This window comes from Virgisporangium ochraceum, from assembly GCF_016863655.1.
GTDB lineage: Bacteria > Actinomycetota > Actinomycetes > Mycobacteriales > Micromonosporaceae > Virgisporangium > Virgisporangium ochraceum.
In genome coordinates, this window is record NZ_BOPH01000149.1 from 16,215 (window position 1) to 42,634 (window position 26,420).

The window sequence follows — 26,420 nt, forward strand, 5'->3', positions numbered from 1 at the left end:
TCATTGCTGGCGTCGACTCACCGCACCCTGACGACCGGCCGACGTTCCAGGTCCTCACCGTCCGCAATCGCTTCGATCATCTTGATCAGCGTGGCGCCGACAAACCGAGAATAGTCGAAGGACAACGTCCCGAACTCGACGAGTAGCAACGACCACTCCCCCAGGCCGAGGCGATTGTGGACGTCGTAGTAGTAGAAGCTACCGCCGCCGTTGTCGGCGATCGCGAGGACGCCCGGCATCGACGTTCGTATCTCATCGTCCTCATTGAAGGCGACGAGTTCCTCGACTGGCAGGAAGTTCATGATTGACCTTTCACCGGTCAGCGTACCGGCATTCGACAGCGACAGTAGAAGGCGATAATCAGGCGGAAAAACGACGCCGAGCTGGCGCTCGCATTCTGTTATCGCCTCGTCGGTGCCGGGTTCCTGCGGCTCCCACCGGTCGCCGAGTCGCTCAAGTAGCGTGTTCAACTCGCTCATCACGGACTCCCAGGTCGCCATTTGCCGAATAGGCCAGTGAGGTGGATGTCGAGCGCCGGCCCCTTTAATCCGCCGCCGATCGCCCGCTTCTCCACCGCGAGGTAGATGGTTTCGAAGTACTGATCCGATTCCCTCAGCATCCGATCGCGGACCGGCTTCGACACACCAGCCTCGGTCAGATCCTCCATCATCCACGACCGTTCCATTTCGTACGTACGCTTCCCGAACGGCGTGGTCTTCATTCGTGTGGCCTGCCGCGCGCTGACGATTCTGTGCGGCGTTCGGGCGTGGCGGTCGCGCAGCAGGATGCACCGTCCGGCATCTGGATCGTACAGTCTGCCAAATCTCTGCTTCGCCCATTCGTTCTGGATCCCGTGGTGCGATTGAAAGAAGTTGTTGGTGCCGACTTTTTTGTGTGTGCCGTACGAGGCGATATCGTGCTCGATGACCTGCACCTTGTCGGGGCGCGGGTACACCCACAGGTCTTTCGCGTCACGGAAGGGAGTAACGCCGTGCCGCTGTCCTTTTTGGACGATTGCCGTATCCAGCACCCTCTCGAGATCCTTGAGATCCTCCACGTCGTCAAGGGTCTTGATCGTCCGATTGAGATCCTTGATGCGCTCCGGATGGTGCAGGAACTCGCGCAGGCCCGGATGGTCGCCCGTGATGCCGAGCTTGTTTACTAGCTTGGTGAGCTTGTCCACCTGCACCTTCGTCGCCGTGAGCGGAATCGTGCAGGGGCTGTCGCAGATGGTCAGAAGTCGTCGGACCTGCGGATTCATTGTCGCGAACAGTTCCGCGAGCTCGCGATTGGCGCGTAGGGCCCTTCTAGCGGCCGGGCTGAGCGCGGCCCGCCACGCCCACATCGAGCCGAGCACCCTCCTGCCCGTGGGCGAGAGCCCGACGCCGAGCGCGTTGAGCCCGATGGAGAGGCCGAGTCCGAACAGGGCGCGGCGGCGGATGGCCTTGGCGTCTTCGACACTGATGCCTCGGACGTCGCCATGGATATCGACCTCCGCCATATCCAGCATTTTTTGCGCTTCGGCGACGTCCACCGCGCCGACGGCGATGTCCACGGCCATGTCGACGGCCTTGAGAATTAGTCCGACAACGCCACCGGTCAGCATTGCGGCTATGCTGAGCGCAAGCTGGCCGATCATCATCAGGACCTGCTTCCAGGTGCGTCGCCGCTCACCCTCGACCCGCCACCACACGATCGTGCGCGCAAGAAACGGGCTGCTGTTCCGCGCCATTCCCGTCATCGCCATGTACATGGTCGTGCCGGGGTCATACTCGCCGATCTTCAGTCTTGCCCGCGCCTCCTCGTACACGCCCGGTGCGTAGTCAAGCGGGTCGTAATCGCCCGACTTCACGTCGTCGATCACATCCGCGAAAAGCCCAAGAACCCGCTCGAGCTCGGCGATCTGCTTCTTCCGGCGGTCCGGATCGCCGAGAAGCTTCGCCTCTGCCTCCATCGCATCAGCCGTGCCGTAAAGAAACTTGGTGTCCTTGGACGTGAGCTTGAGCGAACTGATCTCCATCGACTCGACTTCGCCGGTCGTGAGGGTTTCGGCGAGCGTGCGCAGCTGTTCAGCACCGTCGAAGAGCTCGACGACGCGCCGTGGATCCGGATTCTCCAGGGTGGCCTTCTTGGTCAGCAGCTCGCGACGATTCTCCCGGAGCATGTCGAGGGCGACCTGCTTGAGCATCGGAAGCCACTCCTCGCGGATGTACTGCTCCTCGAAGGCGGCCATCTGTTTGAGCAAGGCCGCGAGCGCCGGGTATTCAACCTTGACACGCTGACTGATCAGGTCGCGCGCCTGCTCCTCCTCCGCGGCTTTGAGCCTGCTCAGTTCGTCCAGGTAGCTGAAGATCGTGATCAGGCCAAGGATCTCGGCGAATTGGGGCGCGGCCGTTCCAGGCGACCGATCGGCCGTCCATCCGGCGAGCCCTTCCTCGATGGGGACTCCTCTTCTAACCCGGTCGAGCAGGGTAAACGTCACCGCGGCCGCGGGGGCGACCGCGGCTACGTAGCCCGACGGATCCGCGGCAATAGCCGCGTCCGTCGCGCTCAACTCATCGACAGACAGCGTCTCGAAGTGCAACACCGCGTTGTCGCGCACAGTCTGCTGACGAAGCGCTGCGAAGGCGATCTTGCCGATGAGCGCAACGCGCGTCCGCTCGATCGACAAGATGCGAAACGCCTCGCGGTATTGCGGGTCCCGCCGAGCGCGCGCGGCCACCGTACCCACCAGCGTCTGGATGAGCTTCGACTCGTATTCGACAAGGTCGAGTCGCTCGAGGAAGGCCAACGGCGACACCGCGGGGTCGAGCGCGTACCTGTCGTAGAGGTACATCATCGACAGGTAGGGCGCCTCGACGCGCATGAATTGATCGATCAACGCATTGCGCCGTGTCTCGAGTGCCCGCTCCGAGAAGATCGGCTGCAGCGCGGTAAGGGAGAAGCCCGCAGGGATGAACTGAAGAGCGCGCAGTCTGGGAATCCACGTCAACAGGAACGCCTCGCCGTGGGTCTCGAGGAGCATTTTGGCGACCGACGTGCCCGGCAGGACGGTGGACGCGTACTCCTTGAGCGCCGTCTCCAACAGGGAGGTGTCGACCGTATACGGGAGACTTTCAGCCGGTGTGTCCTCGTCGGCGGCGAGCAACCGAAGAAGCAGACCATAACGCTCGCGGGTGGAACGCTGGACCGCTGTCTCACTGACGACCGTTACTGCCGGCACCTCAAGCCGCTTGAGAACCGCAGGCCAGCCGATAGACCCCGCAGGAAATCGGTAGTGCTCCGCGAGCCACGCCTCGACCGCATCGCGGATGCCCGTGTGTTCGACGGCGGCTGCGCGCTCGTGCAGGAGCATCTCCAGTCGCGCCATCGGGAGGTAAAAGCGTGCGGCGATGCCCTCGAGGTCCGCGCGAATCGCGGCCTTCACCCGCGGTCCCGTCAGGAACTCCAACGTTTCTCCCGCGGCGGCCCCCACGCCGAGTACGCCCTCGGTGGCTTCGGCGACGGCCTTGAGCAAGTCGGGTTCGCTTTGGAGTGCCGCCGCATCGGCGAGCCCATCGATATCGATCTCCAAATCAACCGGTGTGCCAGCGATCTCGACATGCAGGAACAGCGATGCCGGTGCGTCCAGCGTCGCCGCGGCACGCTGGATTGCCTTCGCGCCGTCACTCTGCTGTACGACGTGGGCGAGTTCGTGGGCCAGTAGATGCCGGCCTTCATTCGTGTCGGTTGAAAACCGCCCGGAGGCGAATGCGATGTGGGTGCCGGAGGTGTACGCGAACGCGTTGATCGCGCGCGCCGACGCATCGGCAAGCGACCCCGTATGGATGCGGGTGTCCGACAGGTCGCGGCCCAGCCGCGGCTCGAAGAACCCGCGCGTCGCCGAATCGAGGGGCACTCCGGCCTCGCGCATGGTGGACGCGACGAGGGTGCCGGCGTTCTGCTCTCCTCCGCGCGCGCACGGCGCGCACTTTCTACGCACCTGCGGACCCTCTTCCTCCTCCTGACACGCCGCACATTGGCGGTGTACGACCTGATCGTCACCGGCCAGTGAGGGAAGGGCGGTGCCCCCGGCGATGACGCGATCGGCAATTCGTTCCGCCTGACGCTCGAGCGGGTCGGTTGCCGGCGCCACTCGGAAGACGAGCGGGTCGTAGAGTGACCCCGGCGCCATCCTCGTCGGGCCATGATCCCCGGCATGCTTGCCCTCGCTCGACTGCTGCGATCGCTTGGAGCGGCCCGAGTACATGGGCGGCCTTGGACCTGTCCCCATCCTTACCTCCGCATCAGTCGTCGGCGCCGGCAGGGTTGATGAAGACTCGGACGCGCGTGGCGCGGACGCGCATCTCGCTCGCCGCCGCCATCGTCAGCCCACCTGTGTCACCCGCGCGTCGCGTCGCCGGACCGTCGGCACTTCGTGATGAGCCAGAACGGCGACGACAGCCGGTGCCCGCCGCAAGCGACCTCGGCCCTTGAGGCTCCGGACCCTGATCCAATCCAGCGCAGGCAACGACGTCGTGACGATCCCGGTCGCACCATCGGGGGCATGGCAGCGGCAACGCACGCGGGCAGTCCCGTCGATCAGTGGCTCGGCACCGGCTTCTTCTTCCCGGTCGGGCCGCAGCCGGACCGCCCCCGGCTGCAGTGGCTCAGCGGCATGGCTCGGGTCCGCCAGTCGATCGAGACGATCCTGGACACCGAGCCCGGCGAACGGGTCATGCTGTCCACCTTCGGCTGCGGACTGCGGCAGTACCTGATGGCGCCGAACACCGTGGCGACCCGGACCGCGATGGCGCAGGAGATCTCCGAGGCGCTGACTCTGTGGGAGCCCCGTATCCGGGTCACCGCGGTCACCGTCACCCCAGGCGACGATCCGAGCCTGGTGTGGGTCGACATCTCGTACGTCCGGCTGCTCGACCTGCGCCCGGACAACCTGGTCTATCCCTTCTACCTGAGGTAGGCCGCCGATGTCGCTGATCGGGCCGATCCTCGACGATCGCAGCTACGACGATCTGAAGCAGGAGCTGCTCAAGCGGATCCCGGTCTATGCCCCGGAGTGGACCGACTACAACGAGAGCGATCCGGGTGTCGTCCTGCTGGAGCTGTTCGCCTACCTGGGCGAGTCGCTGCTGTTCCGGTTCAACCAGATCCCGGACGCCACCAAGATCGCCTTCCTGCGCCTGCTCGGCCTGCGCCCGCGGCCCGCCCGGCCGGCTCGGACCCTGCTCGCGCTGCGGACCGAGCGTCTCGACGGGATGCACGTGCGGCGCGGAACGGAGGCCACTGCCGGGCGAATCGCGTTCCAGACCGAGGAGGAGGTCACGGCCTGGCCGCTGGAGGTGCAGGCATACGGGAAAACCGAGTCCGACGACGATCCGAAAAAGCTGCCGCCCACCGAGAAGAACCGGCGCGACGACGCCGTCGCCCGCCTCCCCGAGAAGGACCGGAAACAGGTCGCCAAGAGCGGGAGAACCTTCTACGAGGTGCACGCGGTTCCGGCCAACCCGCTTGACCCGGAGGCCGAACCGGTCGACGTACGGGAGTCCGCCGACGGCGCGCTGTGGGTGGCCGTCCTGGCGCGCAACGCGCAGCAGACCGGCGCAGTGGCGGAGAAGCTGCCGAACCAGTTCCTGTACGTCGGGCTGGTGCTCGACGGCCCACTCGACGTCGTACCGTCCGTCGAACCCACCACGACGAAACTGCCCCGGGTCGTCCTGGCCGATCCGCCCGCCGTCCTGTGGGAACTCTGGCGGGGCGGTACGGCGTTCGCTCCCCTGGACGTGACCCGCGACGGCACCCGAGGGCTCACCACGGACGGCGTCGTGCAACTCGCCCTGCCGCAGACGCCGCTGCCGCCGACGGAGCAGGCCGAGCCGATCGGCGGCTGGGACCGGCCACCGAAGATCGACGACCCCAAGGTCCTCGACCGGGTGGTGGCCTGGCTACGGGTGCGCCGGCCGGCCGGTGAGAACGACCGGATCGGCAGGATCCGGTGGGTCGGAATCAACGTCGTCAGCGTGGTCCAGGACCAGACGGCCCAGGCGGAACTGCTCGGCACCGGTACCGGAGACCCGGACCAGACATACCGGCTCGCGCAGCGTCCGGTCCTGCCGGGCACCGTGCGCCTTCAGGTGGAGGAGGTCGACGGCTGGCACGACTGGAAAGAGGTCGACACCTTCGCCGCCGGCCGACCCGACAACCCGTACTTCACCGTGGATCCGACCACGGGCCTGGTGCGGTTCGGCGCGCAGACCCGGGTACCGCAGCCCGGCCAGCGGATCCGGGTGCTGTGCTACCGGTACGGCGGCGGGGCGGCCGGCAACGTCGCCGCCGGGGCGATCACCGCGCTGAACGGTACCGCGGGGGTGAAGGCCACAAACGTGCTGCCGGCCGTCGGCGGGGCCGATGCGGCGTCGCTGTCCGAGGCGCTCGACCAGATCCCGGCGGAGGTGCACCGGCGCGACCGGGCGGTCACCGCCGAGGACTTCCGCGCGCTGACCCTGCAGGTGCCGGGGGTGCGCCGCGCCGAACCGCTCCCGCTGCTGCACCCGGACACCCCGGCCAAACGCGCCGCCGGGGCGGTCAGCGTCGTCGTCTTCCCCACCGATGACCTGCGCAACCCGGGTGCACCCGCGCCGGACGCCGCGCTGCTGCGCCGGGTGGCCGCCTACCTGGAGCCGCGTCGGACACTGACCTGCGAGTTGTATGTCATCCCGCCGACCTATCGCCGGATCGCGGTGTCGGTCGGTGTTCAGGTCAGGGAGGGTTACCAGGTCGATGCCGTACGCCGCTGGGTCGAACTGATCCTGCGGCAGTACCTGGCGCCGGTGCCGCCGTACGGGCCGGACGGGCAGGGCTGGACGCTGGGTCGCACGATCCGCCGAGCCGAGTTGGAAGCGGTGACGGTGCAGGTCGACGGCGTCGAATCGATTCAGTCGGAGCTGAAGCTGGCGCTCATCGTCAAGACGGGTGACGCCGAGGTGGCGGAGGAAACGCCGTCGGTCGAGCTGCGCCGGTGGGAAGTCCCCGAGCTGGTTCAGGTCACCGTGGTGCGCGGTGTCCCACCGGCGGCCGGAGCCGGTTATCCGGCGTCCGGGCCGGGTGCGGGCACACCGGGGCTGGACCCGCCGGTGCTGGTGCCGCTGCCCGCGGAGGTGTGCTGATGCCCGCGGACCGCGCGTACAGCCGCCTCGCGCACCCGGATCAGTGGACCCGGTGCGCGCACATCGGCACCGCCCTGCTCGACGGCGGCGGCGTCCAACTGGCCTGGTCGGAGCCGAAGGCTGCCAGACCGGATACGACGATGCCGTGCACGCCGCCGGACACCGGACCACACGGCCTGACGTTCGATCGGTGGTGCCGCGCCTACCGGTCCCTCCCCGCCGAGGGGCGGGTCGCGGTTCTGCCCGACGACCTCGCCCACCTGACCGAGCCGCAGTTCGGCGAACCCCGGCCCGGCACGCTGAACCGTCCGCGCGGACTCGCCGTCGACGACGCCGACCGCCTCTATGTCGCCGAGTCGGGCGCAGCGGCAGTGCACGTGGTGGACCTACGCTCTCAACGGCTGCGCGGCCGCCTCTTCATCCGGTCCCGGCGGCATCCGCGGATCCGGCCGATCGACGTCGCCGCCAGCGGCCGTCAGGCCATCGTGCTGACCCGTGATCCAGTACGGCTGTGGCGTTTCGAGGGTCGTCGTGGCCCATTGCCCGGCCCGGCCGTGCGCCGGCCGGCCGCTGCCCGCGGCCTGATCTGCACCCGGGTGGCGGCCGGTGGCGGCCGGGTGCTGCTGCTCTGGTCCGCGCCGCCGGACGGCCCGCCCGCACCGGGTGTGGTGGCGGACGCGACCGGCACGTTCGCGGTCACGGTGGACTCCGCAACCGACATCACTCTCGAGCCGGACGGCGTGCTCGTGGTGGCCCGCGCCCCGGGCAGTGTCTTCCGCCGGTTCCGCACGAACGGCGCCGAGATCGACCCGATCGGGGCACCCGGCTACGACGGCGGCGCGGTGACCGTCGCGCCGAACGGGCGCGTCGCGTTCACCACTGCCCACGGCTTCGCCTGGACGTCCGGGCCGAGCCTGCTGTTCGAGGCGACCGGATCGGTGGTCAGCTACCGTCTGGACAGCGGTGTGCCCCGTACCCGCTGGGGTCGGGTCTTCCTCGACGCGTGCCTTCCCCGCGGCACCGACCTGCGGCTGCGCTGCCTGACCAGCGACGAGGATGAGGTCACCGACCCGATCCCCGGCACGGCGCCGGCCCGCGGCGGCGTCCCGGTGCTCAACCCGGACACCACCCCGCCGCTGCCGTCGCGGCTCGGCCTACGCGACGCATCCGTGGGCCGGCCGCTGCACCGCCGGGTGACCGGCCGGGAGCAGGCGTGGGCACAGATCGACGCGGACGACGCCTTCGAGACGTACGAGGCGCCGGTCGACGCCCCTCCCGGCCGCTACCTGTGGATCATGCTGGATCTGTCCGGTACCACACTGTCCACGCCCCGGGTGCGGTCGGTCCGGATCGAACAGCCCGGCCACCGGCTGCTCAATGACCTGCCCCGGGCCTGGTCGCGGGACGAGCGTGGCGCAGCGTTCCTGCAGCGCTTCCTGGCCCCCGCCGAGGGCCTGCTGAGCGAGCTGGACGACCGCGCCGCCGCCCGTGACCTGCTGCTGCATCCCGCCGCCGCGCCACAGCAGGCCCTGCCGTGGCTGGCCGGCCTGCTCGGGCTCAGCCTGGACCGCCGCTGGCCGGAAACAGCCCGGCGGGAGCTGCTCGCAGAGGCGTTCGCACTGTTCCAGGTCCGCGGAACGCCGGCGATGCTGGAGCGGCTGCTCACCATCTACCTCGGCCCCGACGTGCGGGTGGTGGAGAACTGGCGGATGCGCGGACTGGGCGGAACCGTACTCGGCGCGGCCCCGTCCGGTCCGCCCGCACCGGCCGTCGCAGCTGACGGTTCGGCAACAGCGGGTTTGGGCCGGTTCACCGTCGGAGGTCAGCCGGGGGAACGCGGCGACGGGTACACCGTCACCGCGCACCGGTTCACCGTCCTCGTACCCGGTCGGCTCGACGGTGAACGGCGCGAGGTCGTCACGGGCCTCGTCGAGCGGCACAAGCCGGCGCACACCGTCGCGGAGATCTGCGAACTGGGCGACGGCATGCGCGTCGGGCGGCAGCTGCACGTCGGGCTGACCTCGTTCCTCGGGCCGGATGCGGGCTGGAATCCCGCAGTCGTCGGGCAGGTCGCGGTCGGCGCGGACGGGGTGGTGGGACTGCCCGCGATCGGGTCCCGGGTCGGCGACGACGCGGCGGTAGGACGGGTTCGAACCGGATGAGCACGCCGTCGCTGAGCATCGGCTCGTTCACCGCTTCCGCAGCACCGGACGCGGCCGAGCGGGTGGCGGCCGTGCAGCGGCGGCTTGTGGGCGGGGACCTGGCCCGGGCCTGGGCAACCGTGAACCTGCCCGCGGGACATTGGTGTGTGCGCCGACTCGACGTGCAGGCGAATCTGGATCCGAAGCACGGGGAGGCGGCGTTCGCGGCGCGATGGGCCGAGGCGGTCTGCGCGGCCGTACGGCGGCTCACCACGGACGGGGACGGATCAGCACCGGACGTCGTGCACTACCGCAACGACCCGGACGCGGCGGCGGACGCGGTGCTGGGGCTGGCTACCGGGCGTGAGGAGCGTCGCTGGGCATGGCGGCAGCTCGGCCTCACCGACGCCGCGACGCCGACGGTCGAGGCGGTTCTCGTGCGCCGGCCGGAGATTGTGATCGGGGTGCTGAGCCGGGTGGTGACGGCAGGTGGTTTCGTTGCGGTGCACCGGCGGCTCGGCACGGAGGGGTGGTGGCGGGTAGCCCGGGTGGTGTGGACAGCCGGAGGTGGAACGACCCCGGCGATCGTCGCGCAGCACGCCCGGACGAGCCGCGCAAGCCCGCGGATGGTGCCGGCGGGTGCCGTCGCACACGCCATGCGGCGGTCCAGGATCGTGCCCGGCGAGGCAGCGCTGGATGCGTGGGCCGTACTGGCGGCTGTCGAAGCCGATCCCACGCTCCCGCGGCGCGGGCGGGCACCCCGAACCGTCGCGGACGTCCGGCGATGGCTCGCTGACGCAGTGGACCGGCACGTCCCTGGCAGGACCGCCCACGACCGGTCCGCATCCGATCAGCCGACGCCCGCCCGGCCAGTCCCCGATGCGCTCGCGCGCGCCGGAAAGGCGGTCGATCAACCCGCGCCGGATCGTGGCACGGCGGACGCGGAGCGGAATCCCGGCCAGATCATCGCCGAACCGCCGACCTGGGAGCAGTCCAATGTGGACCGTTCCCTGGCCGAACCGCCTCTCATGGCGCCAACCCCGGAGACGGCCGACGCGTACGACCTCGCGCCGTCGACGCGGTTCCATCGCCATCAGTCCGGATCGACCGGCGCGACGACCGTCGGCACCGCGTCGGGCAGGCCCACCGGGCACGATGCGCTCGCGATACCCGCGTACGCCGAGCAGCTACCCGCCGGGCCGACGGACAGCAGCCTCGCGCACACGTCGCACGGCAGGTCGCGTGCGTCACCGGAGGTCGACTTCCCTTCCACCGACTGGGCAGGATTGCCGTTTCTGCTCGCCACCGCCTCGGCCGCCGGTCTGCCGGATCGGCTCCTTGCCGGGCCGGCCTTCGATGACCGCACGGTGGCGTGGGTCGTCCATCGGCTCGGTGCGCTGATCAGCGAGACCGACGACGTCGACCCCGGCCTGCTCGCGCTCGCCGGCCTGCACGGCTCCCGCGCCGCGGCCGTTCTCGACGCGCCGGAACCCACCGGGCCCGAACGCGCCGCTCTCGCCGAAATTGCCGCCGACTGGATCCACCGGACCGCCGAGCAGCTCGGCGCGGATGACTGTCCGCTCGGACTCGTCCGTGGCTGTCTGCGCCGCAACGGGACCGTCGACGCGCAGCCGGGATGGTTCGAGATTCATCTGCCGCTCGGCTCGGCGGACCTGGTCGTCCGCCGGGCCGGCCTGGACCTGGACCCGGGCTGGGTGCCCTGGCTCGGAGCGGTCGTGAGGTACGTCTATGACTGACAACCGGCTCGTCCTGATCGACCTGGACCGACGCATGGCCACAATAGCCAGACGCCTTGCCGCGCTCGTCGAAGAGCGATGCAGCGCCGACGTGGCCAGCTCGGTCGCCGCGTTCCTCAACGAGTGGGCGGATGCCACCGGGCCGCCCGGGCCGGAGATCGCCGGCACCCCGCTGGCCCTGCTGACCGCAGGGCTCGGCCTCACCGGCGACGAGGTGTTCCTGCTGCTGCTCGCCGGGTTGCCCGAGGAGCACGAGGGCATGGCGTCCACGCTGTCGAAGCTGCATCCGAACGGCGAGCCCCGGCCCACTCTCGGCCTGGCCGCGCTGCTGCTGGGGTCCGCCGCGCACCGCACCGAACTGCGCCGGATGCTCCACGAGGGTACCGCGGTCGGCTCCGGGCTGCTCGCGACCGCCGGTGCCGGCGCGTTCTTCGACCGGTCCCTGATCATCGCCGACCAGGTCTGGCAGGCCCTGCACGGCGTCGATGCGTGGCCGGAACGGCTGCCACGCGTGGCCGTCGTTCCGCCACCAGCGGGCCTGGACAGCTGGCTGGAGCTGCCCGCGGTCGGGCGGGCGGCGCACGCGCTGAGCACCCGCCGAGACTGCCTGCTGCTCGTCGGCACGGCCGACGAGACCATCGGGGCGAGCCGCTGTTCGGCGCTGACCCGTCACGTCGGACGGCTGGCCGTCGCCGCCCGGGTGGCGCCCGACGACGGGGTCGGGCTGGCGCTGCTCGCGCTCCATGCGATGGTGCGCGACGCGGTGCCGGTGGCGGTCGCCGGTTCCGGCGACGGCCCGGCGAAGGAGCCCGACACCAGCCGCGTGCCGGCCGGCCCGATGATGATCTGCGCCGCGCCCGGAGCGGTGCTGCCGCCTGCGGGAGGGCCGATGCTCACCGTGCCGATCGGCCCGATCTCCATCAGAGCCCGCCGCGACGCATGGCACGTCGCACTGCCGGAGGTGAACGGCGATCTGGCCCCGCTCGCCTCCCGGCATCCCCTCGACCCGGCGGTGACCGCGCTGGTCGCCCGTGATGTCGCCGTGCGGGATCGCAGCCGGCCCATCGGGCTGGCCGAGGTGTCCGCGGCGATCCGGGCGCGGGCCGGGATCGCGCTGCCCGCCGGCATCGATCTGATCACGCCGCGCGCCCAGTGGTCCGATCTGATCCTCGACGAGCACGCGTCGCGGCTGCTGCACGAGGCCGTACAGCGCCTGACGTACGAGTCAGTGGTGCTCGACGACTGGGGGCTGCGCGACTTCTCCCGCGCCGACCGGGGCGTGCGGCTGCTGCTGTCCGGCCCACCCGGCACCGGCAAGTCACTGGCCGCCGAGGTGATCGCCGACGCGGCGAAGACCGACCTGCTCGTCGTCGACGTCGCCCGGGTCGTGTCGAAGTGGCTGGGCGACACCGAGAAGAACCTCGCGGCGGTCTTCGACGTCGCCGAGCAGACCCAGGCGGTGCTCTTTCTCGACGAGGCGGACTCGCTTTTCGCCACGCGCACCGAGGTCGGCGACGCCCACGACCGGTACGCCAATCAGAGCACCTCCTGGCTCCTACAGCGCATCGACCACTTCGACGGTCTCGCCGTTCTCGCGACGAACCTGCGCCGCAACATCGACGCCGCGTTCGTGCGCCGGATGGATTTCATCGTCGAGTTCGCGCCGCCCGACGAGGACAGCCGCAGGCGGATCTGGGAACGGCACCTACCGCCGGACCGGCTCGCCGCCGACGTGGACCTGGCCGTGCTCGCCCGCCGCTACGAGGTGCCGGGCGCGTGGATCCGCAACGCGGCGATCGGGGCCGCGTTCCGCGCCGCACCCGAGTACCGCCTGATCGGACAGGACGATCTCGTGGCCGCACTCGAGGGGGAGTACGGCAAGGCCGTCCGGCCGTTCCCGGACGAGCCGGCCAAAGACACCAGGGTGCGCGACGAGCGCGCGGCCCACCTGCTGCAGAAGGCCGCACGAGAGGCGGAGAAGAAGTCATGACGGAGTTGACGGTTTGCGCCGAAACGACGACCACCACGACCACGACCGCTGACGATGACGCCTTGCCGGTGCAGCCGTTCACGGCCCTGCGCGCCGCGTACGGGATGCTCCTCGGTGAGGACGACTTCCTCGTGTTGATGGGTAACCCGCGCGGCAAGCAGATGATGCACACGTCATGGCTGCACGGCAGCGGCGTCATCTGGGGCTTCGACGTGGTCCGTGACAAGGAACGGCTGCGGGTGCGGCCCGGCCTGGCCGTGGACCGGCGGGGCCGGGAACTCCGTCTGGAGGTGAGCCAGTGCCTCGACCTCGCCGCATGGGCGAAGGAGTGGCTCGGCAAGTATCCGCCGAAAGACGGCGAGGACTCGGTGAACGCCTACGTGGTCGCCGAGTTCAACAGCTGCCTGGACCGACCGGTGCCGGCGCTGGCCGACCCGTGCGACGTGACCCGCCGGCATGACAGCCCGTCCCGGGTGGTCGAGACGACCCGGATCCGGATCATCGCCAAGCGGCCCACCCCGCCCGATCCGAAGGCGTACCACCGACTGAGGGTTCTCCTCGGACTGCGGCCGGCCAACCCCGCCAACGATGCGGACGTCCTCGCCGCCCTCGATCAGGTACGCGGCGCTCAGACGCAGAACCGGCCGGCCGAGTTGCTGCGGCAGTTCCAGCGGATGGCCGCCCTGGACGCGACGCAGCGCCGGCCCGGCGGCTGGACCGGCGATGAGCCGGTCCCGCAGTTCCCGGTCGATGAGGCAGCACGGTCCACGGAGGACGAAACGGCCTCCGGCGTCCTCCTGGCCCGGCTGGTGGTACCGGCCAAGGACAAAGCCGAGGTACGCGTCCTTCCGCTGGAACGGCCGGTGTTGCTGCCCACCGCTCTCATCCAGGAATTGCTCTGCGGTCTCGCACCGAGCATCATCGGCTCGGCGGAGGCCAGGGACGCGGGCGGGCCGCGACTGCTCGACGTCAAGTGGGCCAGTGACCGCCGATCGGTGGAGCTGCGCTTCGACGGCCGGATCGCCCGGAACTCGTGGGAAGAAGACGCGATCGAGATCTCGTCGGTTTCGCCGAGCGGGCAGGGGTGGCGGCAGGAGCACATCAACAAGGTCCGGCACAAGGACAACGATCAGCGGGTCGTCGTCGTACGGCTGGACGGCACACCGGCGTACTCGAAGGTGCGGGTCCTCGTTCGCGGCACCGGGGCGACGCCACTGTTCGGCCGCGACCCGTTCGTACCCTTCGCCGGCTGGCGAGGCGGGCCACCGGGCTCCGCGCACGAGGGGCACGATGCGGCGCACAACTCCGACCTTCCGAGTCTCACCGGCAACGCCGAAGGGAACTGACCATGACCACCGAGACCACGGCCGTTCCCACAGCGACCGTGCCGGGCTCCGAAGTCGAGACGCCCACGGCGGCTGGGGGGATCAGCCGGCTGAACGCCTTCGACGGGCTGTTCCTGCGCGCCGAGCACCTGATCGCCATGCAGGACTACGCCCGCGATCTCGCGTTGGCGGTGGGCTGCGGCGGCGGGCCGGGCGTGGTCAGCGGCTTCACGGTGACCCACGGAACGGAGTATCTCGACATCTCACCCGGTCTGGCCGTCGACCCGGCCGGGCGGCCGCTGCGCTCCCACGACGTCATCCGCCTACCGCTGACCGGAACGTTCGTCCCGGCGCTGGACGCCAACGGCTTCTGGTGGATCGAGATACTGCTGGGCACCTGGCAGTACGGCGACGCCGACGTGACCGGATCCCTCTGCGACGAGCCGTGCGGCGGCGGCACCTCGAAACGCCTCTACAAGGCGGAGGGGGTGCACGCCCGGCTGTCGTCCGCCACCCGGCCGGGGTTCGACCTCCAGCCGCCCGAGCAGCGGCGCAACTGGCTGGCCCGCGAGCTTTTCGGGGTCGAGGAGACCGCCGGAGGGCGGCAGACCCTGACCGGTGCGAGTGCCCTGCTCACGAGGAACACCTGGCTGCCGGCCGTGCCCGAGACCTCGTCGGGTGAGCAGCCGGTCGTCCGGCTCGGGGTGCTCATCCCCGGCCGGTCGAAGATGAGGGACGAGGTCGACACCTGGATCGCTCGCCGGGATCGTGGCGCCGCGCCGCCAGAGCGGGACTGGCGGTGGCGGCTCGGGATGCGGCCGTGGGACGTCTTCATCGCGCAGATCCTGCAGTTCCAGGAGCAGCTGGCGGATCGCCACGACACCCCGGCCCAGGCGGCCGAACGCAAGCTTCTGATCGAGTTCGCCGAACTGATCCGCGAGGCCGGCAGCAAGGCGGCCGGGCGGGAGCAGACCAAGCTGATGACCCGCACGCGGCTGGATCAACTGGCCGACGACTTCACCGCGCACGCGGTAGCCGCGTCGGGTCCGGCCGGAACACTGGTCGGGCTCGGATTCACCGACCTGCCGCCGGCGGGTTTCCTGCCGTACCCCAACGGGAACGTCGCGGGGGTGGCGGCATGGCTCCAGAAGCTCCTTCCGCCGATGATCTCGCCCATGGTGTGCCCGTGCCGTCTGTCCGACGTCGGGCAGGCGATCGAGCAAGCGCAGCACCGTGACCGTGTACCGCTGACGGGTTCCACCGACAGGAAGACGGACGTGCGTGTGTTGGTCCCGGTCGACGAGACGGGAAGGGTCGCCGTGGGCTGGGTCGCCTTTGCCCGACGCGACCAGGTGGTCTGCCCCGAACCGGCAGAGTCGGTGGACGAGGTGGGTGTCTTCATCGTGGAGTACGCGAAGGACACCTACGACGAGGACATCAAGAGCCTGACGACCGGAGTCCTGCCGACGCGCTACACCGGCAAGGGCCAACCCGATGGGGTGGAGAACTGGCTGGTGCGCTATCCCGTCCGCGCATGGCGGCTGCCCACCGATGCCGACTACCTCGGCAGGTACACCGCGTTGCGCAATCGGGTGAAGTCCCCGGCGGATCTGCGGATCTTCGTATTGTCCCGGGCCGACTCGGAGTCACCGCTCGGGCTGCTGCGGGCCACGCTGCTGACCGATCCGTTCGCCGCCGCGCCGCGGCTCGGGACGATCGAGGCGCACGAGGACAAGAACATCGAACGGCAGTCGATCGTCATCGCGTTCGGTCCGGACGTCCCGCCCGGGCCCAGGTTGTGAACGGACCTCCACGATGAAACCAGCACGCGGAGTCTGTGTCATCACAGTGGAGCGGCAGGCCGCTGCCGTCTGCCTTATCAGCGTGTCGACACTTCTGGACGTCACGGAGCCCCACGAGGAGTCGCGACGTCATTTCCTGACGCAGCGCGAGGCCCTAGCGGACGTCCAGCGCTTCCTTCGGGACGTGACCGCGGTGGAATGACGGCGAGGTGACGGTGAGGTGACGGGACCCGCGTAGCTTTCAGCCATGCTGTGCCCTGTCTTACGCCGCACCGCGGCTGGGCTGTGCCTGTTCACCGAGCCGCATCTCGCGGCCGGCGAACAGGTGCGGCCGGTGCCCCCGGGCAGCAGGCGCCTTGTCGCGTTCACCGCCCTCAACGGCGGCCGGGTCGAACGACGGCAGGCGGCCGGGACGTTGTGGCCAATCGGCGACGACGTACGGGCCGTCGGCAACTTGCGTTCGGCGCTGTGGCGGCTGCGGGCCGCCGGCCTGGAAATACTCGACGCCGACAAGCGGCAGGTCTGGATCCGGCCCGGTGTGCGGGTCGACGCCGATCTGGTGACGCGGTGGGCGACGCGCCTGGTCACCGGCGGATCGGCGCACCCTGCCACCGATGAGGCCTATTGGTGGCACTGCCGGCCGGGGCTCCTACCGGGCTGGAGCGATGATTGGGTCGTCCCGCATCGGGAGCGCGTGCGCCAGCGCGTCCTGCATGCGATGGAGGCGCTCGCAAGGCGGCTGATCGCCGAGCTTGACACCGGCGGGGCGGTAGCGGTCGCGCGGAAGGTGATCGCCGCGGAGCCGTTGCGCGAGAGCGCCCATCGGATCCTCGCCGAGGCGCTGCAGAGCGGCGACCGTCCGGCCGAGGCACAGGCCGCATACGCGGCGTTTCATGCGGCGGCCGGGGCGCGGTTCGGGCCGCACGCCGGTGCGACCATCCGAGCCGTGCTCGCCGGTCCGCCCCCGCACAGGTGGCTCCGGCCGACCACGTAGGTAACGTCGCGAGTCACGGCAAGGGTGGTTCGCGAGTGCTGGAAACAGGTCACACGCAGACACGGAGGTTCCGGTGGACAACCCTTCCGGCCCGCCACGAACCCGCGCCGCACGTCCGGACGGCCCGTCGACCGCCGCCCTCCAGGTACTGGAGGGTCCCCGCCTGCTGATCGCCGGGGAACGGACGGCGCTGCCGGAGGCCAGCCTCCGATTCCTGATCTTCCTCGCCCTCCGTCGGCGCCCGGTCCGCCGCAGCGTGGTGGCTGCGGCGCTCTGGCCGCATAGCGACGAGGCGCGGGCCGGCGGCAACCTGCGGTCGGCGATGTGGCGGCTGGGCGACGCCAGAGCCGGCATCGTCGACATCGTCACCGACGGCCTTGTGATGTGCCCGGACGTGTCCGTCGATCTGGAGACGGTCAACCGCTGGGCGGAGCGGGTGACAGCCGGTTCCGGGTCGGTCGCGGATCTGCAGGTCCCGGACTCCATCGATGCCGCCCTCGACCTGCTGCCCGGCTGGTACGACGACTGGGTCGTCTTCGAACGGGAACGCGTGCGTGCCCGGGCGCTGCACGCCCTGGAGCACGTCAGCCGCCTGTTGTCAGCCGCCGGCCGGCACGCCCAGGCGGTGGACGCCGCGATCGCGGCCGTGTGCTCTGAGCCGCTGCGGGAGAGTGCGCAGCGTGCCCTTGTCCTCGCTCATCTCGCCGAGGGCAACCAGGTCGAGGCCCACCGCTCGTTCCACGCCTACCGGTCATTGCTCGAGACCGAGTTGGGAGTGATCCCGTCGCCGGAGTTCCACGAACTCGTCGCGGTCCCGGTGCGTCGCGGGACTCCCAGGCGGACTGGTGAACGCATCGCATCTTCGATACCGCGCCGTGGGCTTGCTCCGTCCCGATGACGACGACCTGACAGGGCTGGAGACGAGATGAACGCGAGTGACTGGATTGCCCTCTTTGCGGCGGCTGTCGCCCTGGGTTCAGTCGCACTTCACCTGTGGCTTCGCCGCTTGGACCAGCAGGAGGCACAGCACACCAGTGTGATGACTGCGCTCCAAGGAGAGAAGGAGGCGGTTGGCTACGAAGCCTATCGGATAGGCGCGAAGGGCTGGCCACAGCGCCTCGACGAGCGTGAGCAACTGCGTGACGCACTCTGCCTGGCGTTCATCTTCGAGGGGTCTGACCGTACCCGCGCCATGATCTACCGCGCCCTAAAGGAATATCCCCGGCCCGGGCATCCGGAACTCGAAGAAACGTTGACCAAACTGCTCGCTGTCTTCGAAGAGGCAGATGATCTGGGAGTCGACTGGGACCTGCACCGCGGTTGGAAACGACTGGCCATGCTGGGGAAGATGCTAGGGGCCGCCCACGTCGCCGAGACTGCGACACGACGCCTCAGAGCCAGCTCCAGTCAAGATCGCCGCGAACGTCGCGGGACCCGCCCATCGGCTGGCTGCTGACCTGTGACGATCCATTGGGCATCAAGTGGCGTCGAGCTGCGGAAACGCACGATCGGCACAGGAGAGTTGGCCGCCTCGGATGAGACCACGAGGCTGTTGGAACTGTTCCGGGTGCAGAGAAGCGAAGGCCCGTGCCTCGGCGCGTTCCGCACCGCCGCGCGCGCCCGCTGCGGCTGCGCACCGAGGTCATCGGAGCATTGAACGTGTTCGGCACCGGCGACACCAGCATGTGGGCGCCGCCGACGGTCCGGTGGTGCAGGCGCTCGCCGACGTGGCCACGCTCGCGTTGCTGCAGGAACGCACCATCCGCCGCGGCGAAGTCCTGCCCGGACGACTGCAGGGCGCACTCGACAACCGCATCTCGATCGAACAGGCCAAGGCCGCCGTCGCGCAGGCCGACGACATCAGCGTCGACGAGGCGTTCATGCTGCTGCGTGACTACGCCCGCCGCAACAACCGCAGGCTCAAGCGAAGTGGCCCGGACCATCGTCACCGAGCCTGACGGTGTCGCGCTGATCACATCCGGCTGAGGTCGGCGCCGGGGCCGAGCAGCCCCACGAGCTCGCGGTGCGTGTGATGGTCGTGGCCGTCACGGTGCGAGGACGATCCGCCGCCGGACCGGGTCCGGTCGTAGACGCGGCGGGCGGTGATCGCGAGAACCCAGCCACGGACCTCGCCCGTTTCGTCGTCGAGGTGGTGCCGGGCCAGATGCCAGATCTCGACGAACGTCGAGCGCGTCACCGCACGGGCATCGCCCGGCGGTAGAAGCCGGACGGCCTCGCCCCAGACGCGGGGGGCCAGCAGGCCGTACAGCGTGCGGAAGGCCGGGCGCTCGCCGGCCGCGATACGGATGACGAGATCATGCAGCCGGTCGTTGTAGAACTCTTGTCGGCGGATGCCCGCAGGCACCGGAGGCGTGCGCATGTGCGGTTCCCGTGCGGTTCGACACCAGGACACCGCCGGGGTCCGGAGCGGCAAGGCTGCCAGGATATCCCTCGGACGCGGCCCCGTTCGGGCGAATATCTGCTTCACCCGAACGGGACCGGCTCAGATGGTTCTCGGGTCGTCCGTGGCCGGGCCGGGCCAGGCATCGGCCGACAGGGTGTCGAGGTCGATGCCGAGGGTGCGCAGCAGGCCGGCGTTCTCGTCCGTGTCGATGAGCGCCGAGAACTCCTTGTCGACCCAGTCGGCCCGGCCGTGCAGGTCGCGTGACCGTAGCGTCGCCACCACCACGTCTTTTCTGACGCATGTTGCTGTGGTCATGTCACTTCACTCCTGTCGATGGGTCAGTTCTCGTCCGCGACGAGTACCTCGGTGGTGAGGAAGAGCGCGGCGATCGACGCGGCGTTCTGCAGCGCGGACCGCGTCACCTTGGCCGGTTCGACGATGCCCGCGGCGACCATGTCGACGTACGTCCCGCTGACGACGTCGAGCCCGTGGCCTGCCGGACGCGACGCGACCGCCTCGACGACGACGCCGCCCTCGAGGCCGGCGTTGACCGCGATCTGTCGCAGCGGCGCGGTGAGCGCCCGCCGGACGATGTCGGCGCCGGTGGCTTCGTCGCCGGTCAGGTCGAGCTTGTCGAACGCGGTGTCGGCGGCGTTGGCCAGCGCGACCCCACCACCCGGGAGCAGGCCCTCCTCGACGGCGGCCCGGGCGTTGCGGACGGCGTCCTCGATCCGGTGCTTACGTTCCTTGAGCTCGACCTCGGTGGCCGCACCGACCGCGATCACCGCGATGCCGCCGGCCATCCGGGCAAGTCGTTCCCGCAGCTTCTCGCGGTCGTAGTCGGAGTCGGAGTTGTCGATCTCCGCGCGGATCTGCGCCAACCGGCCGGCGATCTCGCCGGGGTCGCCGTGGCCGTCAACGACGGTCGTCTGATCCCGGGTGACCACGACCCGGCGGGCCCGGCCCAACGCCTCCAGCCCCACGCTGTCGACCCTGGTGCCCACCGTCTCGCTGATGACCTGCCCGCCGGTGAGCACGGCGAGGTCGGCGAGCATCGCCGACCGCCGGTCGCCGAAGCCGGGCGTCTTGACCGCCACCGATGGGAAGGTGCCACGGACCTTGTTGACGACGAGCGTCGCCAGGGCCTGACCCTCGATCTCGTCGGCAATGACCACCAGCGCGCCGCTGACCTGCATGACCTGGTCGAGGATGGGCAGGAGGTCGTCCGGATTCGAGATCCGGTTGTCGACGAGGAGCAGATACGGGTCGTCGAGGACGGTCTCCATACGTTCGGTGTCGGTGACGAAGTAGGGCGAGACATACCCCTTGTCGAGGCGCATACCCTCGGTGAGTTCGAGGTCGAGGCCGAAGGTGCTGCTCTCCTCGACGGTGATGACGCCGTCCTTCCCGACCTTGTCCATCGCCTCTGCGATCAGCTCGCCGACCGCGGGGTCGGCGGCGGAGATGGACGCCGTGGCCGCAATCTGCTCCCGGGTCTCCACCTCGCGGGACCGGTGAGCCAGTTCCTCGGTGACCGCGGCGACCGCGGCCTCGATGCCGCGCTTCAGTGCGATCGGGTTCGCGCCCGCGGCGACGTTGCGCAATCCTTCGTGCACCAGCGCCTGGGCCAGCACTGTCGCGGTGGTCGTACCGTCGCCGGCGACCTCGTCGGTCTTCCTCGCGACTTCCTTCACCAGTTCGGCGCCGAGCCGTTCATACGGGTCGTCGAGCGTTACCTCACTGGCGATGCTCACCCCGTCGTTCGTGATCGTGGGAACGCCGTACGCGGTGCCCAGGACAACGTTGCGACCCTTCGGGCCGAGTGTCACCTTCACCGTGTCGGCAAGGGCGTTCATGCCTCGTTCCAGGCCCCGACGGGCTGCTTCGCCAAAAACGATCAACTTGGCCATCTGCGCGATCCTGACGATCGTCGTGCCCATGTACAGCACCATGGTCGGGCCGACCTGCGATGACCGCTGCTACGGTCCCCCCTCCGGGGGCTCCATCCCATTCGGTTGGCACTCACACATGGCGAGTGCTAACTCCAGTGCAGCACCTATTTCCTCCACGCGCAAACGAGACCATGATCCACAAGCTTCGCCGCGTGCGGCGAAGCGGCGTACGGTGGGTATGTCGCTCGAGTCCCCGGCGGCCGACGGTTCGCACCTGGCGAACGCTCCGCTACCGGAAGGCGGCGGTCATGATGACCGCGGCACAGAATCACCGGCAATCCCCGCCATCGACACCCCGCGCTGGCCCTCGCCGCCGTCTTCGGTGTGCTGCCCGTAGCGCTTCCCGGAACTGCCCGCATCGTTCAGCTTCGGCTCCCGGGCCGCCGGAGTCGTCCGTTGAGACAGGTCCGACGAGCCGGTAACCCCTCTTCACCTCGCTACAACGTCAGGACGGTCGCCATGTCCACCACCACACGACCAACCACCAACGTGGCCTCCGAACCGCGGCTCGTCCTCGCCCCCGTGCGCGCCGGCCGGGCGGTCCTGGACGGCGGATGGTGGCCCCGATCCTGGGATGCCGTCGCCGAATTGCCGGACCTCGTCCTGGCCCTGTCCGCCCGTTACGGGAGGATCCGCCAACTCATGCTCAACAGCGCCGCCTGGACCGGCCACTTCAAGCGCCTGCCGGTCGGCGACGGCGTGGTGCGTGCGGGCTGGTTCGCCAGCGTCGACCCGGCCGTGCTGATCGCCACCACGTACCACGGCGACCAGATCGACCTTCTCGTGGTCCCACCGTCGACCGCGACCGGCCCCGCGGAGAGGGCGATGGCACGTGCCGCCGACCCGGCCAACCGCACGCGGGCGCACGCCATCCTCATCGCGGCACCCGCGTCGGAGAACCCCGTCGAGACGGCGCCCCGCGCGGTTCGGACCTCCGACGAGCACCCGGTGTGGGACAACGACGGCGGCGCGGACCGGGCCGGGAGACGACCGTGGTGACCCCGGTGGTTCCCGCGGTCCGGTCCGCGACTCCGCGTGGCGGTGTCGCCGCCGCGCCGTGGAACCGGGTCGCCGCCGCACATCGGCGCACCGGCAGAGTGGAGTGGATCGTGCTGGTGGTCGTCATGCTCCTGCCGCAAATGGTCACCGTGCTGCTGGTCACGCGCTGACGCGGTTTGCCCTGCCAGGGGTGGGGTATTAGAGCCGCACCGGTCGCCCGGACTCCGCGACCCTTCGAAACCCATCCTCGTCAGCTGCTACACGCAGACGCGGGCCCAATGGTGTCTAAAGGAGTCCCTTCTCGTGCATGCAGTGTTGTCGACGCCCGTCAGTGAACGGGCCGCACCGGCTCCGGCCGGGCCCAAGCCGTTGGTCGAGGCGACCCAGTCGGTCGCAGAGCTCGCCGTTCTGTGGATCTTTGTGGTCGCTCCGTTCGTGGCGCTTCTCGCCGCGATACCCCTGGCGTGGGGCTGGGGAGTGTCCACATTGGACATCGTGATGGCCGGCGTCGGTTACCTGATCGCCATCACGGGCGTCACCGTGGGGTTCCACCGCCATCTCACTCACGGCTCGTTCAAGGCCCGCCGCCCGTTGCGCATCGCGTTGGCCGTCGCCGGTTCATTGGCGGTGGAGGGCGCGCCGACGAAGTGGGTGGCCGATCATCGTCGCCATCACGCGTTCACCGACCGCGAAGGTGACCCGCACTCCCCCTGGCGTTACGGCACCGGGGTGATCGCGCTCGCCAAAGGACTCCTCTACGCGCACTGCGGCTGGCTGCTCAACCGCGAGATCACCAACAAGGCCCGCTTCGCGCCCGACCTGCTCGCCGACCGCGACATCCGCGTCGTCGACCGGCTCTTCATCCCACTGCTCGTCGCGTCGCTGGCGACGCCGGCGGTCATCGGTGGGCTGGTGACCGGCTCCTGGACGGGCGCGCTGACCGGGTTCTTCTGGGCCGGCCTGGTCCGCATGGCGTTGCTGCACCACGTGACCTGGTCGGTGAACTCGATCTGCCACGTCGTCGGGGAACGACCGTTCGCCAGCAAGGACAGGGCCACGAACTTCTGGCCCCTGGCCGTCCTTTCCTTCGGCGAAAGCTGGCACAACTCGCACCACGCCGATCCAACCATCGCCCGGCACGGGGTCCTCCCTGGACAGATCGACCCCGGCGCCCGTCTCATCCGGCTTCTCGAAAAGGCCGGCTGGATTTACGACGTGCGATGGCCCACCGCGGCCCGAATCGCCGCCAAACGCGTCCCCGCACAGGCGCACCGGGGGTGATACGTGGGGGTCGAACCGTATCCCGGCGGCCCCCACCACCCCGAACACAGACACAGGAGGCATCATGAACGACCGCAATACACTTGTCCGAACCCTGCACGACGTGGGTGGAGCCGTCTGGCTGGGCGGCTCCCTGATGGGCGCCGTCGGCCTCAACGGCGCCTCCAGGAACGTGAGCGACACCGACGAGCGCGTCCGGGTCGCCTCGGCCGGATGGGCCCGCTGGGCGCCATTCTCGGCGGCGGCGATCGGAGCTCACGTCATCGGCGGCATCGGTCTGCTCGTGGCCAACCGCGGCCGGGTCAAGGGCCAGTCCGGCGTCACCGCCAATACGGCCGTCAAGACGGCCCTGACCGTCGCGGCGATCGCCACCACCGCCTACAGCGGTCTCCTCGGCGCCAAGTTGGCCAAGGCCGGACGGGTGCATGCCGAGGGCGGTGTCGTTCCGGACTCGGAGACGCCGACCGGCATCGCGGCGTCCCAACAGGCACTGCGCAACCTGCAGTGGGTGACGCCTGTGCTGACCGCCGCGATCGTCGCGCTCGGTTCGCAGCAGGGCGAGCAGCAGCGTCCCGGTCAGATGTTGGGCGGATTCACCACCAGGGTCGCCCGGTTCGCCGGTCGCTGAGTGCAGTTCGGGACACTGGCCGTCGGCCGGTGTCCCGTGGCCGCGTGAAGAGGAGTACCACCATGAGCTGGATGTCGCAGGCGCGTGTCGCCCTGGCCCGCCGGGGTGGATCGACTCCGCCGTTCCCCGCTCCCCACGTGATCGCCGTCGACCGCCCGTCCACTGTGGAAGAAGGCCTCCCGCGTGGCATCCGGATCGGCGGCGCCTGGGCGTGGCGGATCATCCTGTTCATCGCCGCCGGCTACCTGCTGCTGCGCCTGCTCGGCGGGTTGCGCGTCGTGGTCATCCCCGTAGTGGTGGCGCTGCTGCTGGCCGCATTGTTCGAACCGGCAGCCGCGTGGCTGCGGCGACGCGGGGTCAACCGGTCCCTGGCCGCCGGGATGGTTCTCATCAGTGGGCTGCTGGTGGTCGGTGGCGGTCTGGGACTGATCGCGCAGACGTTCGTCTCCCAGTTCGACGACCTCGCCGCTCAGGTGGGTGACGGCGTCGACGAGGTGCGGACATGGCTCGCGCAGGGTCCGCTGCACCTGTCCCAGCAACAGTTGGACGACGGCCTCGAACGGTTGCAGAAGTCGGTCACCGACAACCAAGGTGCGTTGACCTCCGGCGCGGTGAGCACCGCCACCACCCTCGGCGAGGTACTCGCCGGGTTCTTCGTCGTCCTGTTCACCCTGTTCTTCTTCCTCCGCGACGGCGGGCAGATCTGGCGGTTCCTGTGCCGGCTCCTGCCCGGTCCCGCGCAGGTACCGATGGCCCGCGCCGGGCACTACTCGTGGCACACCCTTGTGTCCTACGTCCGCGCGACCGTCCTCGTGGCGTTCGTCGACGCGGTCGGCATCGGCATCGGCCTGGCGGCGCTCGGGGTTCCGCTGGCCCTTCCGTTGGCCGCCCTGGTCTTCCTGGGCGCGTTCATCCCGGTGGTCGGGGCCACCGTGTCGGGCGCGGTCGCCGTTCTGGTGGCTCTCGTGACCGTCGGGCCGGTGAAGGCTCTCATCCTCCTGGCCGTCGTCGTCGCCGTGCAGCAGTTGGAAGGGCACGTCCTGCAGCCGCTCATCATGGGCCGCGCCGTCGCCCTGCATCCCCTCGCCGTCATCCTCGCCATCGCCACCGGTGTCGTCACCGCCGGCATCGTCGGCGGCCTCGTCGCCGTCCCACTCCTCGCGGTCGCGAACACCGCGATCCGTTACCTGGCCGCGCACCCGGGCGGTGAGCCCACCTCCGATCACACTCCGCCCGGCACCGAGCCGACCGACAGGGACGACCGGACCGCCGAGCGTGCCGAGGAAGAGGCGACCGAACGGGCCGACCCGCAGGATCCTCCGCCCGACGACGCCCCTGCCGGGCCGGACCACACCGATCACAAGGTGGGAGTGACAGCACAATGAGCGAACGGACCGTGGTCAGCCGCCGTGCAGAAGGTCGGCAATGGCCACCCGGGCACCGCCATGACGACGGCGTCTGCGTGATCGTGCCGCACCAGGACTCGGCGGCGCTGGCCGCCGCGATCCGCCTCGTCCTGACGAGGCCGGCAGCGGGTCCGTCCACCCCACCGACGCTGCGCTGGCCGGCGGTGGCCGAACGCTACGAGGACCTCGCCCACCGGCTCATCTACGCCCGGTCGACCACGATCGACGTGAAGTGACCACCCAGAACGCCCGGCCCACGGGCACCCGGGCAGCGAACGGACCACGACCACCCGCGCCGACGTTCGCGCACCTGATCCGGATGACCGACGACACCGGCCTGTTCGAACACGCCCGGCAAGCGACACCACGACGTGTATCGAAACACCCGTGACCGCATGTACACCCCGCTCACCGGGTATACGACAAGATGCGGCTCTGATCCGGCCTCGGGCCGGGAAAGCGTCGCCCCAATGGAGAGGTAGTCCGATGGCGTCCTCGTCGTTCATGAACCGTGTCATGACCTTCTTCCGCAGTCCGCAGGGCCGCCAAATGATCGACCGAGGCCGGCAACGCATGAA

General features: G+C 69.8%; 22 protein-coding genes. 17 read left to right on the forward strand and 5 right to left on the reverse strand.

The genetic code is table 11. The features are described 5' to 3' along the window. Positions 1–17 precede the first annotated feature (17 nt). Both Voc01_RS50050 and Voc01_RS50055 read right to left on the reverse strand, forming a co-directional pair. Complete coding sequence (locus tag Voc01_RS50050; RefSeq protein WP_203934878.1) at positions 18–479, reverse strand: SMI1/KNR4 family protein; 462 nt, start codon at positions 477–479, stop codon at positions 18–20. Further along, positions 479–4,249: an eCIS core domain-containing protein gene (locus Voc01_RS50055; protein ID WP_203934879.1), complete on the reverse strand. Its 3,771-nt coding sequence runs from the start codon at positions 4,247–4,249 to the stop codon at positions 479–481. Before Voc01_RS50055 ends, Voc01_RS50050 begins: the two co-directional genes overlap by 1 nt. Before the next feature lie 297 nt (positions 4,250–4,546). Between Voc01_RS50055 and Voc01_RS50060 the strand changes: the two genes are divergently transcribed. The 11 genes from Voc01_RS50060 (at position 4,547) to Voc01_RS53840 (ending at position 19,130) form a co-directional block, all read left to right on the forward strand. Beyond that, positions 4,547–4,960, forward strand: a complete 414-nt coding sequence (locus Voc01_RS50060; protein ID WP_203934880.1) for a GPW/gp25 family protein — start codon at positions 4,547–4,549, stop codon at positions 4,958–4,960. A gap of 7 nt (positions 4,961–4,967) precedes the next feature. After that, positions 4,968–7,163 (forward strand): putative baseplate assembly protein, encoded by a 2,196-nt coding sequence (locus tag Voc01_RS50065; RefSeq protein WP_203934881.1) that lies wholly within the window; start codon positions 4,968–4,970, stop codon positions 7,161–7,163. Further along, positions 7,163–9,325, forward strand: a complete 2,163-nt coding sequence (locus Voc01_RS50070) for a phage tail protein (RefSeq protein ID WP_203934882.1) — start codon at positions 7,163–7,165, stop codon at positions 9,323–9,325. Before Voc01_RS50065 ends, Voc01_RS50070 begins: the two co-directional genes overlap by 1 nt. 416 nt (positions 9,326–9,741) lie before the next feature. Continuing rightward, positions 9,742–11,061: a hypothetical protein gene (locus Voc01_RS50075; RefSeq protein ID WP_203934883.1), complete on the forward strand. Its 1,320-nt coding sequence runs from the start codon at positions 9,742–9,744 to the stop codon at positions 11,059–11,061. Then, on the forward strand, positions 11,054–13,051 hold the full coding sequence (locus Voc01_RS50080) for an ATP-binding protein (RefSeq protein ID WP_203934884.1): 1,998 nt from the start codon (positions 11,054–11,056) through the stop codon (positions 13,049–13,051). Before Voc01_RS50075 ends, Voc01_RS50080 begins: the two co-directional genes overlap by 8 nt. A 62-nt stretch (positions 13,052–13,113) precedes the next feature. Next, complete coding sequence (locus Voc01_RS50085; protein WP_203934885.1) at positions 13,114–14,397, forward strand: hypothetical protein; 1,284 nt, start codon at positions 13,114–13,116, stop codon at positions 14,395–14,397. 2 nt (positions 14,398–14,399) lie between these two features. Next, positions 14,400–16,178, forward strand: a complete 1,779-nt coding sequence (locus Voc01_RS50090; protein WP_203934886.1) for a hypothetical protein — start codon at positions 14,400–14,402, stop codon at positions 16,176–16,178. A gap of 247 nt (positions 16,179–16,425) precedes the next feature. Beyond that, entirely contained in the window at positions 16,426–17,172 is a 747-nt protein-coding gene (locus Voc01_RS50095; RefSeq protein ID WP_203934887.1) for an AfsR/SARP family transcriptional regulator, read from the forward strand. Positions 17,173–17,245: 73 nt separating this feature from the next. Further along, positions 17,246–18,070, forward strand: coding sequence for an AfsR/SARP family transcriptional regulator (locus tag Voc01_RS50100; protein ID WP_203934888.1), 825 nt, complete (start codon positions 17,246–17,248; stop codon positions 18,068–18,070). 27 nt (positions 18,071–18,097) lie between these two features. Next, a complete protein-coding gene (locus Voc01_RS50105; RefSeq protein ID WP_203934889.1) occupies positions 18,098–18,628 on the forward strand; it encodes a hypothetical protein in 531 nt (176 codons plus the stop codon). Positions 18,629–18,881: 253 nt separating this feature from the next. Continuing rightward, positions 18,882–19,130 carry an ANTAR domain-containing protein gene (locus tag Voc01_RS53840; protein WP_239161063.1) on the forward strand — a complete coding sequence of 83 codons (249 nt, stop codon included), beginning with the start codon at positions 18,882–18,884 and terminating at the stop codon, positions 19,128–19,130. Between the two features lie 14 nt (positions 19,131–19,144). Here Voc01_RS53840 and Voc01_RS50115 read toward each other — a convergent pair whose 3' ends face one another. The 3 genes from Voc01_RS50115 to groL all read right to left on the reverse strand — a co-directional run bounded on the left by Voc01_RS50115 (position 19,145) and on the right by groL (position 21,486). After that, a complete protein-coding gene (locus tag Voc01_RS50115; RefSeq protein ID WP_203934890.1) occupies positions 19,145–19,552 on the reverse strand; it encodes a sigma-70 family RNA polymerase sigma factor in 408 nt (135 codons plus the stop codon). 123 nt (positions 19,553–19,675) lie between these two features. Continuing rightward, a complete protein-coding gene (locus Voc01_RS50120) occupies positions 19,676–19,855 on the reverse strand; it encodes a hypothetical protein (protein ID WP_203934891.1) in 180 nt (59 codons plus the stop codon). Positions 19,856–19,914: 59 nt separating this feature from the next. Continuing rightward, entirely contained in the window at positions 19,915–21,486 is a 1,572-nt protein-coding gene (gene groL, locus Voc01_RS50125; protein ID WP_203934931.1) for a chaperonin GroEL, read from the reverse strand. 501 nt (positions 21,487–21,987) lie between these two features. Here groL and Voc01_RS50130 point away from each other — a divergent pair. From Voc01_RS50130 to Voc01_RS50155, 6 genes are all read left to right on the forward strand, one after another. After that, positions 21,988–22,527 (forward strand): DUF5994 family protein, encoded by a 540-nt coding sequence (locus Voc01_RS50130; RefSeq protein ID WP_203934892.1) that lies wholly within the window; start codon positions 21,988–21,990, stop codon positions 22,525–22,527. After that, positions 22,521–22,697: a hypothetical protein gene (locus Voc01_RS50135; RefSeq protein ID WP_203934893.1), complete on the forward strand. Its 177-nt coding sequence runs from the start codon at positions 22,521–22,523 to the stop codon at positions 22,695–22,697. Before Voc01_RS50130 ends, Voc01_RS50135 begins: the two co-directional genes overlap by 7 nt. Positions 22,698–22,830: 133 nt before the next feature. Further along, positions 22,831–23,808, forward strand: coding sequence for an acyl-CoA desaturase (locus tag Voc01_RS50140; RefSeq protein WP_239161064.1), 978 nt, complete (start codon positions 22,831–22,833; stop codon positions 23,806–23,808). A 64-nt stretch (positions 23,809–23,872) separates the two neighbouring features. After that, positions 23,873–24,436, forward strand: coding sequence for a hypothetical protein (locus tag Voc01_RS50145; RefSeq protein ID WP_203934894.1), 564 nt, complete (start codon positions 23,873–23,875; stop codon positions 24,434–24,436). A gap of 71 nt (positions 24,437–24,507) precedes the next feature. Then, positions 24,508–25,821 (forward strand): AI-2E family transporter, encoded by a 1,314-nt coding sequence (locus Voc01_RS50150; RefSeq protein WP_239161065.1) that lies wholly within the window; start codon positions 24,508–24,510, stop codon positions 25,819–25,821. Further along, positions 25,818–26,078, forward strand: a complete 261-nt coding sequence (locus Voc01_RS50155; RefSeq protein WP_203934896.1) for a hypothetical protein — start codon at positions 25,818–25,820, stop codon at positions 26,076–26,078. The genes Voc01_RS50150 and Voc01_RS50155 overlap by 4 nt, the downstream gene beginning before the upstream one ends. The last annotated feature ends 342 nt before the right edge of the window (positions 26,079–26,420 follow it).